This window comes from Streptomyces flaveolus (assembly GCF_000716535.1).
GTDB lineage: Bacteria > Actinomycetota > Actinomycetes > Streptomycetales > Streptomycetaceae > Streptomyces > Streptomyces flaveolus_A.
In genome coordinates, this window is the sequence record NZ_JNWV01000046.1 from 1 (window position 1) to 22,906 (window position 22,906).

General features: G+C 71.4%; 21 protein-coding genes and 2 pseudogenes. 11 read left to right on the plus strand and 12 right to left on the minus strand.

Going from position 1 to position 22,906, the window contains the following annotated elements:
* Both OO52_RS53335 and OO52_RS38860 read left to right on the plus strand, forming a co-directional pair.
* Positions 1-313: pseudogene (locus OO52_RS53335) on the plus strand (hypothetical protein); the annotation flags it as partial.
* Between the two features lie 229 nt (positions 314-542).
* The gene (locus tag OO52_RS38860) at positions 543-1,187 is read left to right on the plus strand and encodes a DsbA family oxidoreductase (RefSeq protein WP_030655290.1); all 645 of its coding nucleotides are present in this window, start codon (positions 543-545) and stop codon (positions 1,185-1,187) included.
* Positions 1,188-1,335: 148 nt separating this feature from the next.
* Here OO52_RS38860 and OO52_RS38865 read toward each other — a convergent pair whose 3' ends face one another.
* The 3 genes from OO52_RS38865 to OO52_RS38875 all read right to left on the minus strand — a co-directional run bounded on the left by OO52_RS38865 (position 1,336) and on the right by OO52_RS38875 (position 6,880).
* On the minus strand, positions 1,336-3,261 hold the full coding sequence (locus tag OO52_RS38865; RefSeq protein ID WP_030655292.1) for a peptidoglycan recognition protein family protein: 1,926 nt from the start codon (positions 3,259-3,261) through the stop codon (positions 1,336-1,338).
* A gap of 549 nt (positions 3,262-3,810) precedes the next feature.
* On the minus strand, positions 3,811-5,313 hold the full coding sequence (locus tag OO52_RS38870) for a flavin-containing monooxygenase (protein ID WP_030655294.1): 1,503 nt from the start codon (positions 5,311-5,313) through the stop codon (positions 3,811-3,813).
* Positions 5,297-6,880: a class I adenylate-forming enzyme family protein gene (locus OO52_RS38875; RefSeq protein WP_078877371.1), complete on the minus strand. Its 1,584-nt coding sequence runs from the start codon at positions 6,878-6,880 to the stop codon at positions 5,297-5,299. The genes OO52_RS38870 and OO52_RS38875 overlap by 17 nt, the downstream gene beginning before the upstream one ends.
* A gap of 207 nt (positions 6,881-7,087) precedes the next feature.
* On the opposite strand from OO52_RS38875, the gene OO52_RS38880 reads away from it, so the two are divergent.
* The gene (locus OO52_RS38880) at positions 7,088-8,452 is read left to right on the plus strand and encodes an epoxide hydrolase family protein (RefSeq protein ID WP_030655298.1); all 1,365 of its coding nucleotides are present in this window, start codon (positions 7,088-7,090) and stop codon (positions 8,450-8,452) included.
* A gap of 343 nt (positions 8,453-8,795) precedes the next feature.
* On the opposite strand, the gene OO52_RS38885 is transcribed toward OO52_RS38880, so the two are convergent.
* The 3 genes and pseudogenes from OO52_RS38885 to OO52_RS54375 form a co-directional block, all read right to left on the minus strand.
* Positions 8,796-9,479, minus strand: coding sequence for an NADPH-dependent F420 reductase (locus OO52_RS38885; RefSeq protein ID WP_030655300.1), 684 nt, complete (start codon positions 9,477-9,479; stop codon positions 8,796-8,798).
* A 59-nt stretch (positions 9,480-9,538) separates the two neighbouring features.
* Positions 9,539-9,835: a hypothetical protein gene (locus OO52_RS54370; RefSeq protein WP_051847933.1), complete on the minus strand. Its 297-nt coding sequence runs from the start codon at positions 9,833-9,835 to the stop codon at positions 9,539-9,541.
* A 151-nt stretch (positions 9,836-9,986) separates the two neighbouring features.
* A pseudogene (locus OO52_RS54375) lies at positions 9,987-10,346 on the minus strand (LLM class flavin-dependent oxidoreductase); the annotation flags it as partial.
* Positions 10,347-10,536: 190 nt separating this feature from the next.
* Here OO52_RS54375 and OO52_RS38895 point away from each other — a divergent pair.
* Positions 10,537-11,436, plus strand: a complete 900-nt coding sequence (locus OO52_RS38895) for an NAD(P)-dependent oxidoreductase (RefSeq protein ID WP_030655305.1) — start codon at positions 10,537-10,539, stop codon at positions 11,434-11,436.
* A gap of 197 nt (positions 11,437-11,633) precedes the next feature.
* Positions 11,634-12,752 (plus strand): NAD(P)/FAD-dependent oxidoreductase, encoded by a 1,119-nt coding sequence (locus OO52_RS38900; RefSeq protein ID WP_030655308.1) that lies wholly within the window; start codon positions 11,634-11,636, stop codon positions 12,750-12,752.
* 375 nt (positions 12,753-13,127) lie between these two features.
* Here OO52_RS38900 and OO52_RS38905 read toward each other — a convergent pair whose 3' ends face one another.
* The 3 genes from OO52_RS38905 to OO52_RS38915 form a co-directional block, all read right to left on the minus strand.
* Entirely contained in the window at positions 13,128-13,442 is a 315-nt protein-coding gene (locus OO52_RS38905) for a hypothetical protein (protein WP_037671276.1), read from the minus strand.
* A gap of 636 nt (positions 13,443-14,078) precedes the next feature.
* The gene (locus OO52_RS38910) at positions 14,079-14,567 is read right to left on the minus strand and encodes an SsgA family sporulation/cell division regulator (protein WP_048910399.1); all 489 of its coding nucleotides are present in this window, start codon (positions 14,565-14,567) and stop codon (positions 14,079-14,081) included.
* 110 nt (positions 14,568-14,677) lie between these two features.
* On the minus strand, positions 14,678-15,070 hold the full coding sequence (locus OO52_RS38915; RefSeq protein ID WP_030655314.1) for a hypothetical protein: 393 nt from the start codon (positions 15,068-15,070) through the stop codon (positions 14,678-14,680).
* Between the two features lie 369 nt (positions 15,071-15,439).
* Here OO52_RS38915 and OO52_RS38920 point away from each other — a divergent pair, with 369 nt between their 5' ends.
* Positions 15,440-16,093: a DsbA family oxidoreductase gene (locus OO52_RS38920; protein WP_030655323.1), complete on the plus strand. Its 654-nt coding sequence runs from the start codon at positions 15,440-15,442 to the stop codon at positions 16,091-16,093.
* Between the two features lie 286 nt (positions 16,094-16,379).
* Here the strand turns inward: OO52_RS38920 and OO52_RS51165 are convergent, their stop codons facing one another.
* From OO52_RS51165 to OO52_RS38930, 3 genes are all read right to left on the minus strand, one after another.
* On the minus strand, positions 16,380-16,517 hold the full coding sequence (locus OO52_RS51165) for a hypothetical protein (RefSeq protein WP_158712619.1): 138 nt from the start codon (positions 16,515-16,517) through the stop codon (positions 16,380-16,382).
* Positions 16,518-16,717: 200 nt separating this feature from the next.
* On the minus strand, positions 16,718-17,980 hold the full coding sequence (locus OO52_RS38925; RefSeq protein ID WP_030655326.1) for an ATP-grasp domain-containing protein: 1,263 nt from the start codon (positions 17,978-17,980) through the stop codon (positions 16,718-16,720).
* Between the two features lie 16 nt (positions 17,981-17,996).
* Entirely contained in the window at positions 17,997-19,025 is a 1,029-nt protein-coding gene (locus OO52_RS38930; protein WP_051818932.1) for a hypothetical protein, read from the minus strand.
* A gap of 738 nt (positions 19,026-19,763) precedes the next feature.
* Between OO52_RS38930 and OO52_RS54090 the strand changes: the two genes are divergently transcribed.
* The 5 genes from OO52_RS54090 to OO52_RS54790 all read left to right on the plus strand — a co-directional run bounded on the left by OO52_RS54090 (position 19,764) and on the right by OO52_RS54790 (position 22,757).
* On the plus strand, positions 19,764-20,129 hold the full coding sequence (locus OO52_RS54090; protein ID WP_280923309.1) for a S8 family peptidase: 366 nt from the start codon (positions 19,764-19,766) through the stop codon (positions 20,127-20,129).
* 127 nt (positions 20,130-20,256) lie between these two features.
* Positions 20,257-20,499: a hypothetical protein gene (locus OO52_RS54095; RefSeq protein ID WP_267885035.1), complete on the plus strand. Its 243-nt coding sequence runs from the start codon at positions 20,257-20,259 to the stop codon at positions 20,497-20,499.
* A 91-nt stretch (positions 20,500-20,590) separates the two neighbouring features.
* On the plus strand, positions 20,591-21,364 hold the full coding sequence (locus OO52_RS38945; protein ID WP_030655336.1) for a hypothetical protein: 774 nt from the start codon (positions 20,591-20,593) through the stop codon (positions 21,362-21,364).
* A 5-nt stretch (positions 21,365-21,369) separates the two neighbouring features.
* Positions 21,370-22,062 carry a DedA family protein gene (locus OO52_RS38950; protein ID WP_051818934.1) on the plus strand — a complete coding sequence of 231 codons (693 nt, stop codon included), beginning with the start codon at positions 21,370-21,372 and terminating at the stop codon, positions 22,060-22,062.
* Positions 22,063-22,070: 8 nt separating this feature from the next.
* On the plus strand, positions 22,071-22,757 hold the full coding sequence (locus tag OO52_RS54790; protein ID WP_158712620.1) for a PEP-utilizing enzyme: 687 nt from the start codon (positions 22,071-22,073) through the stop codon (positions 22,755-22,757).
* Positions 22,758-22,906: the final 149 nt, after the last annotated feature.

Sequence of the window (22,906 nt, forward strand, 5' to 3'; positions counted from 1 at the left end):
CAACTCCGTGCACCACTTCGGCGGCATCATCGTCACGCCGGGCTTCACCGACCCGCAGAAGTTCGTCGACGGCAACCCCTACGGCACCTCCCACGCCGATGGCCAGGGCACCAAGCCCGTCGGCGAGACCACCCGCCTCGCCGCCGCCATCCAAGCCGAACGCGTCGTCGAGATGGCCGCGCGGCTCAAGGCGGCGGCCGAGGCCGAGGCCGAGGTCGAGGTCGAGGTCAAGGTCGAGGTCGAGGTCGGCACCGGCACCGGCACCGGCAGCGAGGAGGGTCCGCGACGCTGGTGGCAGCGTCGGCGCCGGTGACACCGCGCGTCACCGCGCGGGTTCTCGCCTGGCTCAGGGCGGGGACAACCGCGCCCGGCCGCGCCTCCGCCCGCTTCACCCTGCCTGCGCAGATGGCTCGCCCCGGAAAGCGCCCCTGATCCACGTATCGACAGACGGCCGGTCGTCCCCACGGGACGTACGGCCGGACCTACAGGCGGGCAACCCGGAGGTCGCCCGCTCCGACCAGCTGTGACAGGAGATGTATCCCATGCGTGTCGAGATCTGGACCGACGTCGCTTGCCCGTGGTGCTACGTGGGCCGGGCCCGCTTTGATCGGGGGCTGGCCGCGTTCGAGTACCGCGAGGAGGTCGAGGTGGTGCACCGTTCGTTCGAGTTGAACCCGCGGGCCGAGAACGGCACCGTGCCGATCATCGACGCGGTGGCGGCGCAGTACGGCCGGACCCGGGAGCAGCAGGTGGCCAGGGAGGAACAGGCCGCGGCCATGGCGCGTGAGGTGGGGCTGGACTTCCGTATCGGCGGACGTGTCTTCGGCAACACCTTCGACGTGCACCGCCTCGTCCACTTCGCCAGGACGCACGGCCGGCAGGCCGAGATGATGGATCTCGCTTTCCGGGCGAACTTCGCGGAGGAGCGGTCGATCTACGACAGGGAGACGCTGGTGGCCCTCGCGGTGGAGGCGGGTCTGGACGAGGCCTCGGCCCGGGAGGTGCTCGACGATCCGACCGCGTTCGCCGCGGACGTGCGGGCCGACGAGCGACTGGCGGCCGACATGGGGGCCGGGGGTGTGCCCTTCTTCGTGCTGAACCGGCGGTACGGAGTCAGTGGCGTCCAGTCGCCCGAGACGTTCACCCGGGCCTTGGAGCAGGCCTGGGCGGACCGGGCCGCCGCGTGAGACGTGACGCCGAGAGGGGCTCCGGCTGAGAAGGGCCTACGACCGCCGTCAGCCGATCAGCGCCTACGACGCACGCGCGTGCACCCGAGACGCGTGAGGGACCGAGCCGCGCGGCCCGGTCCCTCGTGGCGCGGCGGTGATCAGGTGATCAGTTGCCGCCGTCCTCCCAGTGCTGCGTCACCGGGGTCGCGGTGACGGCGTTCTCGTAGACCAGCGCGACACGGTGGCCGTACTGGATGGTGTACATCTTCTTGCCGCCGAGGACGACCGTTCCGCTGCTCTTGTCGTAGTCGTCCGTCGCGGCCGGGGCCTGGGTGGCGACGTACGCCTGGCCGGCGGGGACGGTGTACACCGTGAGCGGGGCCTGCGTCGAGGGGGAGATGCCCGCCGGGTACTCCGAGGCGTCCGGGTAGCTGCGGCCGTAGACGGCCACCGGGGCGGAGCCGGCCGGACGGATCATCTTCACGCCGTAGGCGATCTTGGTGTTCTTGCCGCCGGGGTTGTAGAACCACACCTTCGCACCGCTGAACCAGATCGCGGTCCAGTCGCCGCTCACATCGGCGACGACGAACTGCTGCCCGGACTGGGCCGTGCTGCCCCAGTCGCTGATCTCGTTCGTACCCGCCCCGGCGCCGTGGAGCGCCTGGTCGCCGAACAGCGGGGCGGACGCGTCCGGGGCGGTGCGCACGTAGACGAAGTTCGACGCCTGCTGCCGCTCCGTGCAGGGGGTCGTGGGATCGGTCGGGTCGTCACCGGGACAGACCCGCACGGTCTGCACGGTGTCGGCGAACGGCGGATCGATGGTCACGACCGAACCCACGGCCGGGACGCTGTGCGTTCCGCTGTAGGGGCGGCCGAGGAGCGTCATGAAGTGGTCCCAGTCCCAGCCGTTGCCCGGGTCCCAGTGCATCCCGGCGGCGTGAGCGTCGTCCGGGCTGTCAACGTTGTCATGACCGATGACGTGCTGACGGTCCAGAGGTATGCCGAACCGTGCCGCGAGGTACGTGACCAGGTCGGCCGTGGCCTCGTACTGCGCCTCCGTGTACCACGTGGCGCCCTGCGCGGCGTACCCCTCGTGCTCGATGCCGATCGAGTGCAGGTTCATGGAGTAGTTGCCGGCGTGGAAGGCGATGTCCTTGGTGGGCACCATCTGCGTCACCGCGCCGTCGGACGACCGCATCACGTAGTGGGTCGCGGCGCTGTTGGTCTGCGAGGACAGGCCCTTCACGCCGGCGTCGTAGGTGGTCTCCAGGTCGTGGATGACGATGGTGTCGATCCGGATGCCGTTCGCGGGCCGCTTGGACACCTGCACACCCGCAGCCGAGCCGGGGACGAACGTGCACGCCACGGCCGGCGGGCACTCGGTGTCCGCGGTGGCCGACGCCGCCAGGTGCAGCCGGTCTACCTGCGCCTTCGCGGGGCGGACCGAGGGGACCGCGGTGAGGCGGACGCGCTGGCCGTCGTGCGTCTCGGCGGAGGCGCCCTTGCGGATGGTGCCGAAGACACGGTCGGCGAAGGCCACCGCCCCCTGACGGTCCGTCGACTGGCTGTAGCGGGCCACGGCCCCGAACCACAGGGCCGGGTCCGCCGGCGTCCCGCCGATCACCTTCTTCTCGTACGAGGCGAGGAGCGCCGCGCCACCGCGGATGTTGGCGGCGGGGTCCTCGCGCAGGGTGTCCGGCGACATCCCGGTCAGCTTCGCGGCGGCCTGGAGCGTGTGCAGGGCCGGCTTGGCCGCCAGGGAGGCGAGGTCCTTCCGGCCGCCACCGCCCATGGCTCCACCGGCCATCATCGCCGGGGTGACGTCGGTGAGGTGCATGGGACCGAAGCCGCCGTCGGTGCTGTGCTGCGCCCCGTGGGCGTCCCACGCGGACTCCTCGTAGGCGACGCCGAGCAGCACGCTCACCGGGACGTGGTACTCCGCGGCGGCTGCGGCGAAGTCCTGCTGCCGGGAGGCCACGGTGGAATCTGTCGCGGCGAGTGCGGTGAGCTGCGTCGCGGTCAGGCCGCCGACGGCCAGCGCTCCCGCAGTGATCAAAACAGGGAGACGCAGCCGTCTCTTCCTCTGGTGCAAGATGACGTTCCTTAGGCGAGATGGGTTGAGCGGTCATCAGGTGTGAGCCGCCACAGGATGGGCCGAGCCTGGTCATCGAGGTGAACTGCGGTCGCACACCTGCTCGCTGCGGGTGGCATCTCCACAGTCGGCTCCCGGTTCACACGTACCTTACGGGAGCACCAGCCGGGGCCCGGACCCGCCCCCGTCGTTGATCCGCCGCTTCGAGCGGTTCCCGGACGCCGCGGCGAGGGAAGGACGGACTGCTCCGGCGGGGCGTCGAACTCCCGCCGGACAACGAGGCCTTGACGGCCAGGTCCCGGCACTCCCCAGCCTTCGGCCGGGGGACCCCCAGAGCACGCACCTGACGCCGCGCGGGGCAACCCTCCGGGCGGACGAAGGGAGTTCGACGACAGGGGCCGGCCCCGGCCGGCCGTGTGATGTCACGGGCGGGTGCAACCTACGTTTCTCCTCTCGGAAGAGTCGGCGGGACCGTCGGACGTGTCGGCGGGTCCGCGTGCGTGCGGATCGTTCAGGTCTGCCCACGTGCCGAGCGGTCCGGCGCTCCGTTCAGGCCCGCCCCAGCCGGTAGTCCGCCATCCGGACGCGACCGGTCCGCCGGCGGAAGGCGATCGTGGTGTCGGGCCACAGCACGGTGTTGCGGCCCGACCGGTGATCCTGGTACCAGCTGCGGCAGCCCCCCGTCTGCCAGACGGTGCCGGCCATGCGCCTGTCCACCCAGTCGTTGAAGGCCCGCTGCACGTCGGCGCGCACCTCGACCGAGTCCGCGCCGCGGCGGCGCACGCGGCGCAGCAGGGCGGTGACATAGCGGGCCTGCGCCTCGATCATGACGATCTGTGAGTTGTGACCGAGGCCCGTGTTCGGCCCGGCCATCAGGAACATGTTGGGGAAGCCGGCGACGGTGGTGCCGAGGTAGGCCTGGTTTCCGTCGGCCCAGGCCTCGGCGAGGGTGACGCCGTCCCGCCCGGTGATGTCGATGCGGAGGGTGTTCTGGGTGTCGAAGCCGGTTCCGTAGACGATGACGTCGGCGGCGACCTCGGCCCCGTCCTCGCCGACCACTGTGCCGGGCCGGACCTTCGCCACCCCGCCCCGCCGCAACCGGACATGGGGCCGGGACAGCGCCGGATACCAGTCGCTGGAGATCAGCAGCCGCTTGCACCCGAGGGCGTAGTCGGGGGTGACGGCCGCCCGCAGCGAGGGGTCGGACACCTGCTTCTCCACGAACCGGCGCGCCAGCGCCTCGGTCGCGGCCAGGGCCCTCGGATCGCTGACGAATCCGGCGGCGCGCCCCTCGTGGATCCGGAACAGGCGTTCGCGTGTCCACCAGCGGTAGGGCGGACACCAGCGGGTCAGACGACGGTGACGTTCGTCGAAGAGGCGGTCGGACTTCGGCAGGATCCAGGGCGGTGTGCGCTGGAAGACGGTGAGGGCCGAGACCTGGTCGACGATCGCCGGGACGAACTGGACGGCACTGGCGCCGGTGCCGATGACCGCGACCCGTTTGCCGGTCAGGTCCACGTCGTGCCGCCAGGCCGCCGAGTGGAACACCGCGCCGCCGAAGGACTCGACACCGGGCAGGTCGGGGTGGGCGGGATGGTGCAGCGGTCCGACGGCGCAGACCAGGAACCGGGCGCGATGGCACTCGCCGGCCGACGTCACCACCTCCCAGCAGGCATCCTCCTCGGCCCACCGGGCGCCGCGGACCTCCTGACCGAACCGCACGTGCTCGACGAGGCCGCGTCGGCGGGCCACGTCCCGCAGGTAGTCCAGGATCTCCGGCTGGCGCGCGAACAGCCGGCTCCAGTCGGGCTTCTGGTCGAAGGAGTACGAGTACAGGGGTGACGGGATGTCACAGGCGCAGCCCGGATAGGTGTTGTCGCGCCAGGTGCCGCCGAGGTCGTCGGCGCCCTCCAGGATCCGCAACGAGCGGATTCCTGCCTTGCGGAGCATGGCGGCGAGACCGAGCCCGCTGAAGCCGGCGCCCACGATCAGGACGTCGACGGGTGCGGGCGGCGCGGCCGTGCCGGCGGCGGGATCAGCGCGGGAGACCATCGGTGTCCTGGGCGGGAGATGACGGCTGCGCCCGGTTGGTGACGCTGTTGCGGGCGCTGGGGAGGCCGGCGAGCCGGTGCTTGAGCACCTTGCCCGACGGGTTGCGGGGCAGTTCCTCGACGAAGAGGTACTCGGCGGGGAGCTTGTAGTCGGCCAGACGGGTGGCGGCGTAGGAGCGCAACGACTCCGCGCCGGGGGCACGGCCCCGGCGGGGTACGACGACCGCGCGCACCCGTTCGTCGAAGACCGGGTCGGGCACACCGACGACGGCGACGTCGGCGATGTCCGGGTGGCCGGACAGAACGCTCTCGACCTCGGCGCTGTAGATGTTCTCGCCCCCGCGGATGATCATGTCCTTGAGGCGGTCGAGGACCCTGACGAACCCGTCGGCGTCGACGCTGCCCACGTCTCCCGTGCGCAGCCAGCCGTCCACGAAGGTGGCCTCGGTGGCGTCCGGGTCGTTCCAGTAGCCCGCGGCCACCACGGGGCCGCGCACGCACAGTTCGCCGACGGTGTCCCGCAGGTCCCGGGGCGGTGCGCCGCCCACGGAGACGGCGACGTCGAGCCCCGCCACGGGCCTGCCCACCGAGCGGGCGTGGGCGAGGTACTCGTCGCCCTCGGTGTAGGTCACGATCGAGGTCCCCTCGGTCAGCCCCCACACGTTGCCGAGCCTCAGCCCGGGCACACGGCGGACGACCTCGGCGGGGAAGCTCTCGGGGACCGGGGAACCGCCCATGACGAACAGGCGCAGGGCGGACAGGTCGGAGGCGGTGTCCTCGGCCTTGAGCAGGATCAGCCGGAGCATGGCCGCGACACCGGCGAAGAACGTGATCCGCTCCCGGACCATCAGCTGGACGACGGTCTCCGCCTGGAACTCGGGGGTGAGCACGCAGCACGCACCGGCGGTGAGGAAACCGATGAACTGCGAGACCACACCGGTCGCGTGGAACATCGGGGCCGCGATCAGGGTCCGCTCTCCCGGGCCTGCGCCGAGACGCTCGCGCACGGTGCGGGCGTTGAACAGCAGATTGGCGTGGGTGTGCATCGCGCCCTTGGGCCTGCCGGTGGTGCCCGAGGTGTAGAGCAGGTGTGCCACGTCGCCGGGGGTCCGGTCCGCTCCGGGCAGTGCGCCGGCGTCGGGAACCGCCGTGTCCGGCGCCGGTGGGGCCAGGAGGACGGCGGCAGGGACGACACGCTCGGCGAACGCGGTCGGCACGCGTCCTCCGAGAGGCCCTTCGACGGCGTCGGTGAGGATCACCCCCGCACCGCTGTCGGTGAGGACGTGGTCCAGCTCCGGACCGGTCAGCCGGGTGTTCACCAGGACGACGACGGCACCGGCGAGCTGGGCCCCGAGGTAACCGACCGCGTACTGCCAGCAGTTGGGGAGCAGGATGGCGACCCGGTCGCCCGGGGCGACCCCCCGGTCCCGCAGCCGGAGCGCGACGCCCACCGCCCGTCGCAGCGTTTCGGCGTGGCTGAGCCGGACGGATCCGTCCACCAAGGCTTCACGCTCTGCGTGTTCCGTCGCGACACGTATGAACGCACGGGGGAGTGTTTCCGCTTGCATCACGGTTCCTGACTCGGCGTCACGACGGACGCCCCGCCGTCAGGCTCCACCCTAAACATTTTCCTTGCTACGTCAAGTAGGCGTATTGCGAAGCCTATTCCGCCACATAAACTTGTCACCGACTTGACTGGTGACGAAGAAGGCGTCAGGATCGCACTCATTCGCAAAGCGTAACCGCTTCAGTAAGTGATTTTTCAGGGAGTTTTCATGGGAGCCACCGAAGAAACCGGCCACCTCACCACCGGCCGCCGCCGGTTCCTCGGCCTCGCCGCGGGCGCCGCGGCCGCCACCCAGCTCGGCCTCTCCGGCCAGGCGCACGCCGCGTCCGGCGGGCCGGTACCCGCGGGCCCCGCACCGGCGGCCGGCGCCCGCCCCCTTTCCCCCCGTCCGGTCCCCGGGGTCCGTCCGTTCCGCATCAGGGTCCCGCAGCGGGAGATCAACGAGCTGCGGCGGCGTGTGCGGGCGACCCGCTGGCCGGACCGGGAGACCGTCGGCGACCGGGCGCAGGGCGCCCAGCTGGGGAAGGTCCGCCCGCTGGTCGAGTACTGGGGTACCCGCTACGACTGGCGCAAGGTCGAGGCGAGGCTCAACGCGCTGCCCCAGTTCATCACCGAGATCGACGGGCTGGACATCCAGTTCGCCCACATCCGCTCGCCGCACGCCGACGCCATGCCGATGCTGATGACGCACGGCTGGCCCGGTTCGATCATCGAGTTGCTGAAGATCGTCGATCCGCTCACCAACCCGACGGCCCACGGCGGACGTGCCGAGGACGCCTTCCACCTCGTCCTCCCGACGCTGCCCGGCTATGGCTTCTCCGGGACGCCCAGGAAGGCCGGATGGAACCCGGCCCGCGTCGCGACCGCGTTCCACCGGCTCATGCTCCGGCTCGGTTACGGCGAGTACGTGTCCCAGGGCGGCGACTGGGGCGCGATCATCGCGCAGATCCAGGCCACGCAGCGGCCCAAGGGGCTGCTGGGCATCCATGTGAACATGCCCGGCACCGTGCCGCCGGACATCCTCCGCCACCTGCGGAACTCCGACCCGGCTCCCGCCGGTCTGTCGGCCCGCGAGAAGGTCGCCTACGACCGGCTGCTGCACTTCTACCACGACGGCTTCGGCTACGCGGCGATGATGAACCAGAGCCCGCAGACCATCGGTTACGCCCTGGCCGACTCGCCCGTGGCGATGGCGGCGTACTACTACGACAAGATCGCCGAGTGGACCGACTCCGGCGGTGAGCCCGAGAAGGTCCTCACCTACGACGAGATGCTCGACGCCATCTCGCTGTACTGGCTGACCAACACCGGGGCGTCCTCCTCCCGGCTGTACTGGGAGGGTTACCAGGCCGGCGGCGGACCGTTCGACGCGTTCCACATCCCCGACCTCCCCGTGGCGGTCACGGTGTTCCCGGCCGAGATCTACCCCGCGCCGCGGAGCTGGGGCGAGCGGGCCTACGGCAACCTCGTCCACTGGAACGAGGTCGACAGGGGAGGCCACTTCGCCGCCTGGGAGCAGCCGCGCCTGCTGGCCGAGGAACTGCGCGCGTCGTTCAGGTCGCTGCGGCACTGACCCCCGCCGCGCGATGCGGAAAGGGCCGTCGACGGCGGGATGAGCGCGGGGCACTGAGCACGCGCCGAAGCCGGCCGCGTGTGCGCGGAAAGGGCTGTGGCCGGTCCGGTGAACCGGACCGGCCACAGGCGCCCGCGGTCCGGTACGTGTGCGTGTCGTGCCCGATTGCCCTCCGGTTGCCGGACCGGCTCACCCATTCGAAGACGGTGGGTGGGCCCAGGCCGGTGCGATCACCCCGGCCCTCCGCGGCTGGGCGGCGTCGGCCGACTGACCGGCGCGGACGTCCTGATCATCCTTGGAGACGCTAGAGACCGCCTCGGCCACCCCCGCCGACGACACCGCCTCAGCGAGCCTCGCTGACGGCGTGGCCCGGCTCCGACGCGGGGAAGCGGTCGAGCATGGCGCGCAGTTCCCCGGCGTCCACGTTGGCGCCGAAGGGTTCGGAGCCTGGCTGCAGTCGTATGCCGCCGGCGAGCGGGCCGGCGATGACAGGGTCGAAGCCGAGGGCGTGGACGAGGTGCGCGACCGTGGCCCTGTCGTCGGGGTCGTCACCGGCGAGGGCGATCGCCTTGCGGTCGGCCGCCCCGGCCGGCCGGGCCTCGTCCTCGAGGTCGTGGTAGCCCATGTGGTTGAACGCCTTGACCACGCGGGAGCCCGGCAGGAACGCCTGGACCAGTTCGCTGGTGGAGGTGTGCGGGTCGGTGAAGTCGTCGCGTATCCCGTCGACTTCCCACCAGTAGTTCATGGCGTCGACGACGAGTTTGCCGCGCAGCGCCTCCACCGGGACGCTGCGGTACTTGCCCAGGGGCAGCGCCAGGATCGCCACGTCGGCCTGGGCCGCGGCCTCCTGCGCGGTGACCGCGACCGCGCCGGGGGCGAGGACCTCCACGGTGAGAGCGATGGCGTCGGCCTCACCCGAACCCGCGATCAGCACCCGGTAGCCGGCCGCCACCGCGAGCCGGGCCAGTACGGTTCCCACCTTTCCCGCGCCCAGGACGCCGATCGTGCGGACGTCGGTGATGTTCATTGCGCTCCTTCGCGTCTTCCTCGGGGCCTTCTGTCAGCCGGCCGGCACGACCAGGGGGATCACCTCGGTGCCGTACCGGGCCGGACACCGGCGGGCTCGTCGCTGAGCAGTTCCCGCACGCGCGGGGCGACTTCGCGGCCCAGCAGTTCGATCGTGCGGGCGCGGGCCTGCCGGGGCAGGCGCATGACGTCGTACTTGAGGTCGAAGCGGCTGAGGTGCAGATCTCGGGCCGTACGAGCGATCTTGCGGGCGACCGTCTCCGGGGACCCGACGTAGAGCGCGCCGTCGGCGAGTTCCGCCTCGTAGCGTGCGCGGGTCGGGGCGTAGAACCCGCGTTCCTCGGCCAGTGCGGTCACGACCGGCTGCCAGTACCGCCACCAGGTCTCGACCGCCTCCTCGTCGGTGTCGGCGACGAGTCCCAGGGAGTGCTGGCCGACCGGCTGCGGGCAGCTTCTCCTCGAAGAGCTGCTCGTAGTCGGCGATGTCGTAGCCGAACAGCGGGAAGGACTCCGTGGCGGACGCGCGCCCCAGGACCAACTGCGCCCGGCCGCCGGACACCGCGTCCAGCGTCGAGAACTCCTGGTAGAGCCGCACGGGGTCGTTGGTGCTGAGCACGGTGACCGACGTGCCGAGCCGGATGCGTTCCGTGGCTGTCGCCATGGCGGCGAGCAGGACCGGAGTGGCGCTGTCGACGTGGCCCGCACGGTAGTGCTCTCCGACGCTGAAGACGTCGAGCCCCGACGCCTCGGCGAGCGCGGCCTCCTCGACGAGCAGCCGTACCGTCTCGGCGTCGTCGAGGACACGGCCGTCGTCCGTCGCGACCTCTCCGAAGGAGTTGACTCCGATATCGAAGGGCGTGGCGCTCATGACCTCTCCTCCGCCGGCTCGACCGCCGGCGTTGTAATTGACACAGCAAGCATCAATCAATATGATTGACGTGTCAAATATGCGGGTGGGGTGAGGCCGCACGGGCCTCAGTCACGCCTTCCGGCCGACCTACAGGACAGGCTGGTTCGCCCCCCGGGTCCGCAGGGAGGTGACGGGATAGCATCCGCGCATGTCGACGATCTGCCTGATAGGTGTGGGACGGATGGGCGAACCGGTGTGCCGCCGTCTCGTCCTCGCCGGGCACGAGGTGCGGGCCTACGACATCCGGCCCGAGCGCCGGGCGGCGGTCCGGTCGTGCGGCGCCCGGTGGTCGGACTCGGCGGTGGCCGCGGCGTCGGGGGCGGACGTGCTCCTCACGGTGCTGCCCGGTCCGGCCGAGGTCACGGCGGCCGTGCGGGACGTCGTCCTCCAGGCGCTGGCCGCGAACGCCACGTGGATCGACATGAGCAGCAACGCGCCTACGGCCGCGGGCCCCTGCCGGGAGCAGGCGGCGGCGCACGGTGTCGGATTCCTGGAGTCGCCCATCGGCGGCTCGCCCGCGGACGCCGCTGAGGCGCGGTTGCGGCTTTTCGTGGGAGGCGACGCGACTCTCCTGGAGCGTCACCGTCCCCTGCTGTCAGCGGTCGCCGACCGCATCACCCATGTCGGCGGACCCGGTACCGGCTACACCGCCAAGCTGCTGGTGAACCTCCTGTGGTTCGGTCAGGCGGTCGCCACCGCGGAGGCGCTGCTGCTCGGGCGGCGCGCCGGCATCGACCTGGGCGTCCTCACGGACGTCCTGGCCGCGGGTCCCGCCTCGTCCGCCTTCGTCCGCCGGGACCTGCCCGCGCTCCTCGCCGGTGACTACCTTCCCGCGTACGGCCTGGACCGCATCCACGACCAGTTGGCGGCGATCACCGCTCTGGCGGAACAGTGCGGCACTCCGCACGCCGTCGCGGACACCGTCCGGCGCCTGCACCAGGAGGCGCTCGAACGGTACGGGCCGGTCGACGGCGAGCTGCTGGCGGTGGCACTGCTCGAGGAGAGGGCCGGTACGCTGCTGCGCCACCCGGGCGCGGCAGCCGGCTGACGTCGCCGCCACGGGCGGGGCCGTGCGCACGGGATATTCACACATGTGCCCACATGGAGAGGTTTCGCACGTCCCGGGAGCCCGTCTGAACCCCGCACGTGTCTCCGGGCGTGCAACGGAAGGCGGCCCCTGGCCGGGCGGCATCGGTTGTCTGTCGAGGAGGAGACTCGGCAGGAGTACGAAGAAGTGAGCTCATCATGGCCATAGTCACGACCAAGCGACGGGTCGTCATCATCGGCGGGGGGTACGCGGGAGTACGCCTGGCGCGCGAACTCGACGCGGACGCCGACGTCACGCTCATCGACCTCAAGGAGGCGTTCTTCCACCGCGTCGCCTCGCTACGGGCCAGCACCGACGAGGAATGGACGTACGCCCCCTTCGTCCCGTACGACTCACTTCTCGCCCGCGGCCGTGTCGTGCGCAACAAGGCCGTCGGCATAGCGACCGCGGAACGTGAGGTGGTCCTCGCCACCGGCCACCGGGTGCCGTACGACGCCCTGGTGATCGCGACAGGCGCCGACTACCAGGAACCGGCGCGCTTCACCGGCAGCACCGTCGAGGAGGCGGCGGAGTCCTTCCGCAGCCACCAGCGACGCGTCGCCGGAGCTCGCAGCATCCTGGTCATCGGGGGCGGCCCCTCCGGCGTGGAACTGGCGGCGGAACTGCGGCGGGCCAACCCGCCGGCCACGGTGACCCTCGCACACCGCGGCCCCCGCCTGCTCAACCACCACGGCACCGGCCGGATGGGCCGTCAGGCGAGGGCCTGGCTGGAGCGGCACGACGTGCGGGTCCTGGTGGACACCTTCGTCGCCTCCGCCGCCGGCGTCGGCGCCCGGCTGCGGGACCAGGCGGGCAGCCCCCTCTCCGCCGACGTCGTGTTCTGGACGACCGGCACCACTCCGAACACCCTGTGGCTCCGTCTGGCGGGACTCGGTACCTGGCTCGACGGCAGCGGTCACGTCAAGGTGGACACACACCTGAGGGTGCTGGGACAGAGGGACGTCTTCGCGGTCGGCGACGTCAACGACGTGTCCGAGGCCAAGCTCAGCCCCTCGGCGGTGGCGCAGGGGGAGGCCGCGGCGCACAACGTCCGCGCGTACCTCGACCACGGCAAGCACGGGGGCCGGCCACGCCCGTACAAGCCCGCGCCGGTCAGGATCTTCTCCGTGCCCCTCGGACCCGAAGGGGGCACCACCCTCCTCCCGGCGCTCGGCCGCGACGCCCTGGTCCTCGGCAACAGGGCGACGTCGGCGCTCAAGAGCAGGAACCTGGCCGTGCCGGCGATCCGCAAGCTGCTGGGTGTCACCGACGGCTGACGGGTGTCCGCGCAGCACCACGTGTCCCGACGGTCCCTGGCGAGGACTCCTGGGGCAGGACGAGCCGCCGGAGCGGGAGCGGCAGGCGGCTCCGCTCGCAGCCGCGGCGGCGGGCATCGCCCTGCCGGCCTGGGGACAGGACCCCGCCGTGATCACCGCGGTGCCGCGCCGGGTGCTGTCGGCGGCGAGTTTCACCGCCGCCGCGTCCCGCATCCGCGACGGGAACGCCGGGGTGCCGACGGCACCGAGGGTGGCACGCCGGCTTGTCGCGGCGGTCTCCGCCGGACGCGGGCGCCAGGTGTGTGGACCGCACCCTTCCGGCCCTCGGCCGGGGCCCCGGCCGAGGGCCGGCCTGCCCGCTCGGGCGACGGTGCGTCAGACGGACGCTATGCGCTCCAGAACCTTCGCGGCGGCGGCGATGTCGCAGCCCTCCAGACGCGAGAACACATGGCGTCGTACGCTCGCGAGATTGGTGGGCCAGGCCTGCTTCAGCTGCGTCCACCCGGCGCTGGTGAGAACGGCCAGCCAGGCCCTCCCGTCGTCGGGTGACTTCTCAGTACCCGAAATCGGATGCTCTTCCAGCATGTCCCCGTCCACGACCCGGGGCAGAAGTGTGATTACTCTCCCCAAGGCCCGTAGGAAGGCCTCCTCGTCGCGGTTCAAGGGCTTGATGGTTGTCACGTCTGCCATGGCGCCAGTGTAAATGCCGGAACTCTGTCGCAGACCGGTGCGTACCGGTTCCTATCCCGGACTCCCGTCGCGGAAAGGGAATTTGCAGAACAGAATGCGACCGGTCGACTTAAATTGCAGGGGAAAGTAAAAACATTTCACGATTTTCAGGAGATACGTGTGCGGCCAGGTGTCCGGTGCCCATGGCCGCCCTGGGTGACCGCCGCTTCTGGCCACCGTCGACGTGCATGATCTCGCCGGTGACGAAGGGAGCGCCGTCGGCCTCCGGTGGGTGGTAACGGCGCATCACTATGGGGTGTGTCCGCCAGGACGGCATTCTCATGACATCGTTGAGGTTTTCAGCAGCGAGGAAACCGGTTCCTGGATTCCGGCGAGTGTAGGGCGCGGCCGTGGCCGGGGAAACCCGCGGACAACCAGTCCGTGCCCTTGATCCGAGGCCGGACGGCCTGTCGTACGCCGTCGCGCAGGTACGTGCTCGGTTCGGTGTCCACGGTGCCCGGCTCGACGAGGCTCACCGGCCCCCGTCAGGGCACGGCAGCCGCGCTCAGCGCTCCGAGAACCCCGGCCGGACTCACCGGACCCGGGCGTCGTCGCGGCCGGAGTCGGTGAACGCACTGGCCGCGGACACCGGCGCGGTCATTCCGTCCTGCGACCGGTCCCGCGCATCAGCCCGGCGAGGGACTCGTCCAGTCGCAGCATGCCGCTCTCGGTGCCGGCCGCCACGCTGCCGTAGGCGCGGTCGAGGAAGCGTCGCAGCGCGGTGGCCGGCGCGGACACGATCGTGGTGCCGGTCGGCGAGCTGATCCGGATGCACAGCGCGCCCCGTCCCGCCCGCATCTGCTGCGGGCGACGCGGCGCGGGCCAGGTCTGCACGTCTCCGAGACCTGCGGGCCTCGACAGCCCCTCCGCGAGGAGATCACGCGCGAACACCCATTCCACCGGTGGCGTCACACCCGAGTCCACCACCATCCGCACGGCGTACGGCTCGTCGGCCGCGTAGTGGAAGGAGAGGGTGACCGGCACGGTGACCGAACCGTCGAGCAGGACGGTGCCTTCGCACCGGCAGCTGGCGCCCGGCCGGGGTGAGGACGCCGGGCCGGGACGGTGGGGGGAGTGATGGCTCATATCTTGCTCATTCGCTCAGGCGCTGCGCCGCGACGGCGCCCGCGGGCCGGCCGACTCGCCGCGGGAGCGAGGTGCCGTGAGGACGTAATGCCCAACAGGTGACCGGTCGTCTAGATTCCGGTGGGCCCGGCCGGGAAGAGGTTCCCGACACTCGGCGGCGCATGGCGGCACGTCGCCAGGCCGCGCAGCGGTCGCCGTACGCGGCACCGTAGCCGGGTCACCCCGTGCGAGCCGGCTTCGCCCGCGCCGCGTCCGCCACCGCCCACCGGCGTCCCGCTACGTTCCAGCAGTCGCAGCCACGTCTCACTGATCGTCGGCAAGGCGAGGGCGGCGTCCCAGGCCAGGGTGCCGTTCGTCGCGTCGACCGGCGTGCGAGCCCGGCCCCGGTAGTCCTCGGCGTACTGCTGGGCGCCCGCCGGACGACCGACGCCCAGGCGAGTCATCCACGCGCGCCCGTCGACGTGGCCGACGGCGTAGAGCCAGCCGTCGGCCACGGCGGTCACCCGGCAGGCGTCGTCGGCGGTGAGCCAGTCGCCGGGCGTCAGGGCGACGGTCTCCCGGCCGACGTCCGTCGTGCGCGGCGTGCGGCCGGTGACGAACTGGATCTCGCCCGCGGTCAGCGCCGCCCCTTCGGCCAGGGCGATCCGTGCCGGGCCGTGCCCACCGTTCTCGCGGCGTACGGAGGCGGCCTGGGGAGCCGGTCGTATGTCGGCGCCGGCCTCGCCGAGCCCTCCGCCACCAGTTCACCGGCGAAGTGCACCGCGCGCTGGTACGTGCGCTCACACGCCGGCGCCACCTGGGCGTCCTGCCACCGCGCGGCACGTCCTCCGTGAGGCATACTAGGCGACCGGTCTACTTCAAGGAGGGTCCCCGTGCGCACACCGACCTCTCACGAGTCCACGACGCCTGTCGACTTCTGGTTCGACCCCGTCTGCCCGTGGACGTGGCTCACCTCACGCTGGATGCTGGAGGTCGCCAGGCGCCGGCCCGTGGAGGTGTCCTGGCACGTCATGAGCCTGGCGGTGCTCAACGAGAACAGGCTGGACGAGCTGCCCGAGCGCATCCGGGTGCTGATGGGCGAGGCCTGGGCGCCGGTGCGGGTTCTGACCGCCGCCGCCCAGCTGCACGGCCCCGAGACCCTGGAGCCGCTGTACACCGCCCTGGGGGAGCGCTACCACCTGCGGCAGCAGCCCAAGGACCGGGCCACGCTGGAAGACGCCCTGCGGGAGGCCGGCCTGCCCGTGGACCTCGCCGACGCCGGCGACACCGACCGTTTCGACGAGGAGCTGCGGGCCTCCCACCACAGGGGGATGGCCCTGGTCGGCCAGGACGTCGGCAGCCCGGTCATCGCCGTCCCCGGCCAGGACGCGGGCGGCGACCCCGTCGCCTTCTTCGGCCCCGTGGTGAACCCGGCACCGAAGGGCGAGGAAGCGGCCAGGCTGTGGGACGGTGTGCTCGCCGTCGCCTCCACGCCGGGCTTCTACGAGATCAAGCGCACCCGCACCAGCCCGCCGGACTTCGGCTGAGCGAACCGCCCACGGCCGGTCCGGGTACGGCCCGGCCGGCCAGGCCCGGACCGCGGGTCCGTGTCGGCGCTCCGCCCCGGCGTGCCCTCCGCCCGCGTGGCCCGGGTGCCGAGGGAACCGGCGTTCTCCGGCGGCAGCCCGGCGCCAGGAAGGGCGGGCCGGCCAGGGAAGGTGGTGACACACCGTCAAGGCCGCGTCGTCGCCGGGGTGTCGAGCGAGACATGTATCTCACCGAGGCTGCCGAACCTCCGGCTCTCCACCCTCGACGGAAGGCAGGGAGCGGCAGTCAGCCGAAGATGCCGCGGGGCAGGGTCATCGACACGAGCCACTTGTGCAGGTCGACCGTCTCGTTATTCTTCAGGTCACCGGCCACACTCCACAGGGCGTACGCCTCGTGCTGGTCGTTCACCAGCCAGTCGATCATCTCCCGGACGGCTGTCTTGGCATTCTCCAGTTGCGTGGGGTCCGCCGCGGGTTCGGCGGACGTCGGTCGGGGCCGTGCGGGCGGGGCGTCGCACCGGCGCGGCCGCACCGTACGGCCCGGGGCGGGACGCGATCGCCGGCCGGTCCGCAGAACCGATGGCGCCGGCCCGGGGCGAGGTCGCCGGCCGTGCGGTGGACTGGTCACACCCGTTCGGGGGAAGGGCCCGGGTCCTCCTGCACCTCGTACATCCCCGTGCCGTCCAGGAAGCGGAGCGTGTTCAGGTCGCGACGTAGGACGGCCTCCACGGGGTGGCTGAAGGTGAGCGTCGCCGGGTACTCCATGTCCCACGTGGTGGGAACGATGCGGTCACCGGGTCGCACCTGGAGGGTCATGTCCCGGAAGCTTTCCAGGCGCCTGACCTCGTCCAGGGCGCGGTATCGCACCAACCGCCCCGATACCGGCGAGGCGAGTGCTGCCCAGGCGAACGCGCTGCGGCGCCGGTAGTCCTCCCCGGCGCGGGCCCTGAAGCGCTCCGGCCTGAGGTACGCGTCGGCGGACCACTCGAACTGGCCCTCGCCGACGGCTTCCGCCACGTAGTAGGGCAGGCCCGAAGGGCGGGCACCCGCTTCGATCAGCCGGGGTCCGTCCGGCGTCAGCTTGATCTCCAGATGCGCCGCGCCATAGCGAATGCCCAGCGCGTCGAGGACACTGTGGGCGTAGGGCACCAACTCGTGGACCGTGGGGTCGTCCGAGCGAAGCAGCACCTGAGCGACGACAAGGTCCCGCACAGCGTTCGCGGTGATGCGATCGGTGCTCCACACGTCGGTGACGTGGTGGAGTCCGTCACAGCTCACGGTGTTGACGATGTACTCAGCGCCGACCAGGTATTGTTGCGCAACCACATGGGTGTTGCGCTCGCCGAGGACGTTTCCACGATGCAGGAGCGAGGAGAGAGCCGCAGCTGACTCGTCAGGGGAGTCGCAGAATGTGACTCCTTCCCCACCCACACTGCGGAGCGGCTTGACCACCGCCGTGCCGGCGAGTGTCTCGTGCCAGGCCCGCAGTTCCGCCTCGTCGTCGGTTCTTAGCTGCCGCATGGCAGGAACACCTTGTGCTTTGAGGCGCTCGATCTGCAGGTACTTGTCGCGGCGGGCACGACTGAGTGCAGTGCCGTTGGACGGCAGACCGAGCCGTTCGGAGAGTTCATCGGCGAGTTCCACACCCGACTCGCGTGCGGGCAGAACCGCGCGCGGCTTGAGATCGGCCAGTTCGTCGAGGAGCCGATCGAGATCGCCGTCGTTCACGAGGTAGTGGGTGAACTTCGACGGGTCCACCGGCGGGACTCCCGGTAGTAGCCGGGGCGTGCTCTGAACCTGTATCACCCCGGCGCCCAGGGCGGTGAACGCGTCTGCGAAGCGGTATGTCGTTTTGAAGGCGTCTACGACAGCCACCTGTGGTTCCATGAACACGGCTCCCTTGTCAGACCGCTGCGGCATGGAAGTCCTCGATCTCCTGGCGCGCCGCCAGCAGCCGGTACACCGCGTTGGTGAGCACGTTGCGCACGTCGAAACCGGATGTGCCCGGATTCTCATCGGCCAGGACGGTGCGCTCCCCGGACTGTGCGGCGATGTCCCTGCGGGTCGTCCCGCCCGTTCCCGCGAACGCCTCCGGGATCATTTTCCTGGTCACCCCGAGATGGACCATGCGGAAGTCCGTGAACTTGTCGAAGACGCCGAGCAGTGCGGTCGCGGACTCCTGGTCCAGTTTGAGGCGGCCGTCGAGGACCGCCTGCGTGATGTTCTCCCCCCGTGCGGACATCGCCCGCCGTTCGGCGATGAGCTCGCGGGACCACGTGGGGAAATAAGGCATGGACTGGTCGAGATACACCTCGTACTCCTCGGTCGGCGGGACGAGGACCAGCTCCAGCAACTGCACGCTGGGCATGAAGGCGCCGCTGGCTCCCCGGGGGCCGCCCTGATGGCCCATGTGGTAGCGGCGGAAGGAATTGAACTGCTCCCTGGTCAGTCTGCCGTAGCGTGCCATGCCGAGCCGGAACTCATCGAGTTTCCGGAACGCCTCGTCCATGCTGTGCGCGAGGTCGTCCGAGGGCGGCTCCGACAATGACGAGCACAGCCGGTCGTAGGCCGTTCGTACGGCCGGCTCCGTGAGGTGGTGTCCCAGGTAGAAGTCGCGTTCCAGGCGGCCGAGCTCGCCTTCCGAGAACACCCGCATGTGTCCGTGGCGCTGCCACTGTTCACTGTTGACGTCGATCAGGAGTTCGTAACTCATGTGCGGGTCCAGCGAGGGATGCCGCGCGCACTGTGCGGTGACGGCGTCCACCAGCGGCCGCGGGAACGCCTCCGGGCCGACGGGCAGATAGCCGTTCAGCATGAAGAGCAGGTCGAGCTGCGTCACCCGCGCCGCGGCCAGGTCGTCGACCGGGAAGGCGCCGGCACCGGCCTCTTCCAGGATCCGGCACTGCTTGTGGGCGAGGCCCCTGTAGGTCATCTCCTGCTGTGACACGGCCGACAGGTCGGACGGCAGCTCGGAGAGAACATAGTCACGGATTCTGTGGACGTGTGCAGGAAGTAATTCGGGTGAGGGCGATCGTGGGGGGTTCTCCGTGCCGGAGAAGAGGTCTTCCTGGTTCATCACTGCCTTCACTCGGTCGCTTTTGACGACTCGTCGTGCCGGTAAGTCATTGTTGGATCAAGTACATGGGACTATCTGACGCTTGGTCAAGTCGTTTCATGTGTCACACATGTCACGCGACCGTCGACGGTGCGCGGCCTTGACCACCTGGTGTCGCAGGTCGGCCGTCGCGGCCGGCGAGGGTCTGCTGCGCGAGCACATGTGTGTTTCCCACCGTCGCCCTGGCGTACGTGTCTTCGGGCTGCTGGGCAAGCAGCTGTTCAATGTGACCCGGTTGGTGCGTGACGGTTACGACGACGCGCGCACCGACAGACTGCCGCTGATCGTCCGCTACACCGACGCGGCCGCCAAGGCGCGCACCCGGCGAAAGTCGCCGGATCCACCACCGTCCGCGCGCTGGACAGCATCAACGGCGCGGCCGTCGCGGAAGATCACACCCGGGCTCCCGCGTTCTGGTCCGCGCTCACCACCGAAGGCGGCGCGCCGACCCGAACGCCGAAACCCGCCTTCGTCGGGGCGTCGCGAAGGTGTGGCTCGACGGCAGGGTCACCGCGGACCCGGCCGACTCGATCGCTCAGATCGGGGGCTGCGGGTGTGGGCGCAGGGGAACACCGGGGCGGCGTGAAGGTGGCCGTCCTCGACAGCGGTGCGGACCTCGACCACGCCGACCTGGCCGGGCAGATGGACGGCACCGCCGACTTCGTCCCCACCGACCAGGACATGACCGACGTGGTGGGGCACGGGACGCACATCGCATCGACCATCGCCGGCACCGGCGCCACCACCGACGGCAAGGAACGTGGCGTCGCATCCGGCGCACGCCTGGAGATCGGCAAGGTGTTCAGCCCCCGGGGCCCGGGGAAGGCGTCCTGGATCATCGCCGGCATGGAGTGGGCCGCCCGGGACCGGCACGCCAGGATCGTCGGCATGGCGGATACGGCGACGGCACCGACCCGATGAGTCAGGCGGTGAACGGGCTCAGCGCCGAGACCGGCGCGCTGTTCGTGATCGCGGCCGACAACTCCGGGCCGGGCGCGCACTCGGTGAACAGCCCGGCGCCGCGGACGCCGCGCTGACCGTGGGGGCGGTGGACGCATCCGACCACCTCGCCGACTTCTCCAGCCGGCGGCCCGGCCCCGGGGGTGACGGACTGAAACCGGAGATCACCGCGCCGGGCGTCGGCATCCTGGCCGCCCGAGTTCAGACCTGTCTCGAAGGTCGAGGCCGTCATGGTGTCCTCCTCGGGCAACCTCGCCGCGGCAGACCACTCTCCACCATCTGTTTGACTCGTCAAGTATGTGTAACGTCGGTCACATGTCGACTCCGGTGACCGGTGGCCGCCGGGACGCATGGATGTGAACTACTTGCTTGACGGATCAAATAATGCCATCGTTGCCGCGTCAAGTTAGTGAGGTGACCAAGTGGTAACCCACACCACGAAACCGCACGGCTCCACCGACCCGGTGTCCGAGCACCCGCAGGCAGACCGTCCGCGTGCCGACCGGCAGGGGCAGGAGACCGTCACCCGCAGGACCCTGAGGCACCTGGCGACCGGGGCGGCGGCGCTCGCACTGCTCCACGCGGCCCTCCTCGGCGTCTCCTCCGCGGCCGGCACCCCGCTGGAACCCGACCGGCTGGACACGGCGCAGACCATGGCCGTCGTCCGCCTCCTCGCTCCCTGGCCGTTGACGGCCCTGGTGCTGCTGTGGCTGGCTCACCAGCGGCCGGCGGCCTACGCCCGCGCCGCTCTCGCGCTGCTGTCGACCGGTGCCGCCGGGCTCGCCTACACCAGCTGGATGCCTCTGGACCACCTCCCGGCGCGTGAGGGCAGTCTCCTCGGCGACTACCTGGCGATGCCCGGTGCGCTGACGGGGTGGTGCCTGCTGACCGCGCTCGGGGTCATCAGCGCCGTCTCGTCGTCCCGAGCGCGCGTCGCCGTCATGACGACCGCGCTGGGCGCCGTCGCGACGTCCGTCCTGACCACCGAACACACCGGGCCCGCCGTCACGTTCGCCGTGGGGGTGCCGCTGGTGAGCTGGCTCCTCGCAGGACGCCTCTCGCGCCGGGGCGCACGGGCCCGCGGCCCCGCGGACGCCTGGGAGCCGGAAGGCCGGGCCGAGCCGGTGCGCAGGCGCGCCGGGACCCGGAAGCGCCTACCGGGCGCGTCCTCCGCGGCCCTGCGGCAGGCGGGCTGACGGCCATGCACCTCGACCGTGTGATCGAGGCGGCCGGATGGTGGTCGTACGCCGCGGTGTTCGTCCTCACGGCCGGTGAGACCAGCGCCTTCATCGGCCTTCTGGTGCCCGGCGAGACGGCCGTCCTGCTGGCGTCGGCCGTCGCCGGCCGGGGCGAGCTGAACGCGCCCCTTCTGGCGGCCGTCGTGGTCGCGGGCGCCGTCACCGGCGACAACCTCGGCTATGCGCTGGGCCGCAGGTGTGCGCGGCGGCCCGGCCGACGGTCCCTCAAAGCCCTCGTCGGCCACCGTGACGGACGGGCCCGGGCCTTCCTCACCCGCCACGGCGCAGCCGCGGTCTTCACGGGCAAGTTCATCGGGTTCGCGAGGACCTTCCTGCCCTACGCCGCCGGCTCGTCGGGCATGCCCTACCGGCGCTTCCTTCTCTACAGCACCACGGCGTCGCTGCTCTGGGGCATCGGAACGGTGCTGCTGGGCTTCTTCGCCGGTGCGGCCGCGACCGGGCTGCTGCGCGCGGCCGGCACGGTCGCCGTCGCCGCGGTGGCGGCCGTGACGGTTCCGGCACTCGTCGTCAAGGTCCTCGCACGACGCCGGCGCCACCGGCCGGTCACCAGGTCCAGGGTTGTGGCGTGCGGCGGGCCGCGGCGCCCGCCGGCGCGGGGCGCGGCACGTGAGTCCACCCGTTCCCGGGAGGGATGAGTCATGCCATGCGGGACTGGGGCGCCACGGCCGCGCACCGGCGCGCGCCGCCGTTGCCGGGCTTCCGGTACCCCCGTGTTCCTGCTCCCGGTACGTGGACACCAAGACGTCCTTTGTGGCGGGACGGTGCGATCCGTCCTGGACGCGCGGGACTGAGAGGCGTTCGTCTCCGTGCTGTAGACCGTGCTGGACTCCGCCCGCCGGGTGGGGCCGTTGCGCCCGTCCGCGCAGCACCCGTCCGCCGACGGCATGGCGGTGCTCGTGCAGCCTGTGCTCGCGTCGGTCGCCGGCGGGGTGTTCGGTGCGGATCCGGTCGAGGGCCGTACCGACCGCGTGCTAGTGAAGGTGGTGCGGGGTGCTCCCGACCGGCTCGTTTACGGCAGCACGCAAAGGGAGGGCCACCAGTTCACGCGGCGCGCCCAGTCGGCGGGGGCGGCCGGCCCCGACGTCACGGCGGCCGTCTGCCGAAGAGGGGGCCAGGCCCGCCGGGTGGCGGGTTCGGCGTCGGCACCGCCTGGCACGGACAGGGTGCGTGTGCCGATGACGCGGTCCTCGTCACCGACTCGCCGGACCCGGCCCTCGCGCCCCGGCCGCCGGACCTCGCCGGGCTGGTGGCGGACACGGGCAGCGTCCTGTCACACCCCGCCGTCATGACCCGCGAGTACGGCGTTCCCGGGTCCGCGTCGCGGGCGTGACCACCCGCTTCCCCTCGGGCACATCCCTGGCCGTCGACGGAGGCGCCGGGGCGGTCACCGTCCGCGGGCTGCCCAGGCTCGCCCCGCGCCGGCGGCCGGACGACAGGAGCCGGCGGGGTGAAGGCCACGCGGCTCGCTCGCGCGTGCGG

Excerpts from the sequence above, each read along its gene's own strand:
- OO52_RS38905 (WP_037671276.1), bottom strand. The coding sequence starts at position 13,442 with ATGGCAGACGTGACAACCATCAAGCCCTTGAACCGCGACGAGGAGGCC.
- OO52_RS38895 (WP_030655305.1), top strand. The coding sequence starts at position 10,537 with ATGTCGACGATCTGCCTGATAGGTGTGGGACGGATGGGCGAACCGGTG.
- OO52_RS54790 (WP_158712620.1), top strand. The coding sequence starts at position 22,071 with ATGCGGGACTGGGGCGCCACGGCCGCGCACCGGCGCGCGCCGCCGTTG.
- OO52_RS51165 (WP_158712619.1), bottom strand. The coding sequence starts at position 16,517 with ATGATCGACTGGCTGGTGAACGACCAGCACGAGGCGTACGCCCTGTGG.
- OO52_RS38910 (WP_048910399.1), bottom strand. The coding sequence starts at position 14,567 with ATGAGCCATCACTCCCCCCACCGTCCCGGCCCGGCGTCCTCACCCCGG.
- OO52_RS38925 (WP_030655326.1), bottom strand. The coding sequence starts at position 17,980 with ATGGAACCACAGGTGGCTGTCGTAGACGCCTTCAAAACGACATACCGC.
- OO52_RS38875 (WP_078877371.1), bottom strand. The coding sequence starts at position 6,880 with ATGCAAGCGGAAACACTCCCCCGTGCGTTCATACGTGTCGCGACGGAA.
- OO52_RS38885 (WP_030655300.1), bottom strand. The coding sequence starts at position 9,479 with ATGAACATCACCGACGTCCGCACGATCGGCGTCCTGGGCGCGGGAAAG.
- OO52_RS38870 (WP_030655294.1), bottom strand. The coding sequence starts at position 5,313 with ATGGTCTCCCGCGCTGATCCCGCCGCCGGCACGGCCGCGCCGCCCGCA.
- OO52_RS38900 (WP_030655308.1), top strand. The coding sequence starts at position 11,634 with ATGGCCATAGTCACGACCAAGCGACGGGTCGTCATCATCGGCGGGGGG.
- OO52_RS38950 (WP_051818934.1), top strand. The coding sequence starts at position 21,370 with ATGCACCTCGACCGTGTGATCGAGGCGGCCGGATGGTGGTCGTACGCC.
- OO52_RS38880 (WP_030655298.1), top strand. The coding sequence starts at position 7,088 with ATGGGAGCCACCGAAGAAACCGGCCACCTCACCACCGGCCGCCGCCGG.
- OO52_RS38930 (WP_051818932.1), bottom strand. The coding sequence starts at position 19,025 with ATGACCTACAGGGGCCTCGCCCACAAGCAGTGCCGGATCCTGGAAGAG.
- OO52_RS38860 (WP_030655290.1), top strand. The coding sequence starts at position 543 with ATGCGTGTCGAGATCTGGACCGACGTCGCTTGCCCGTGGTGCTACGTG.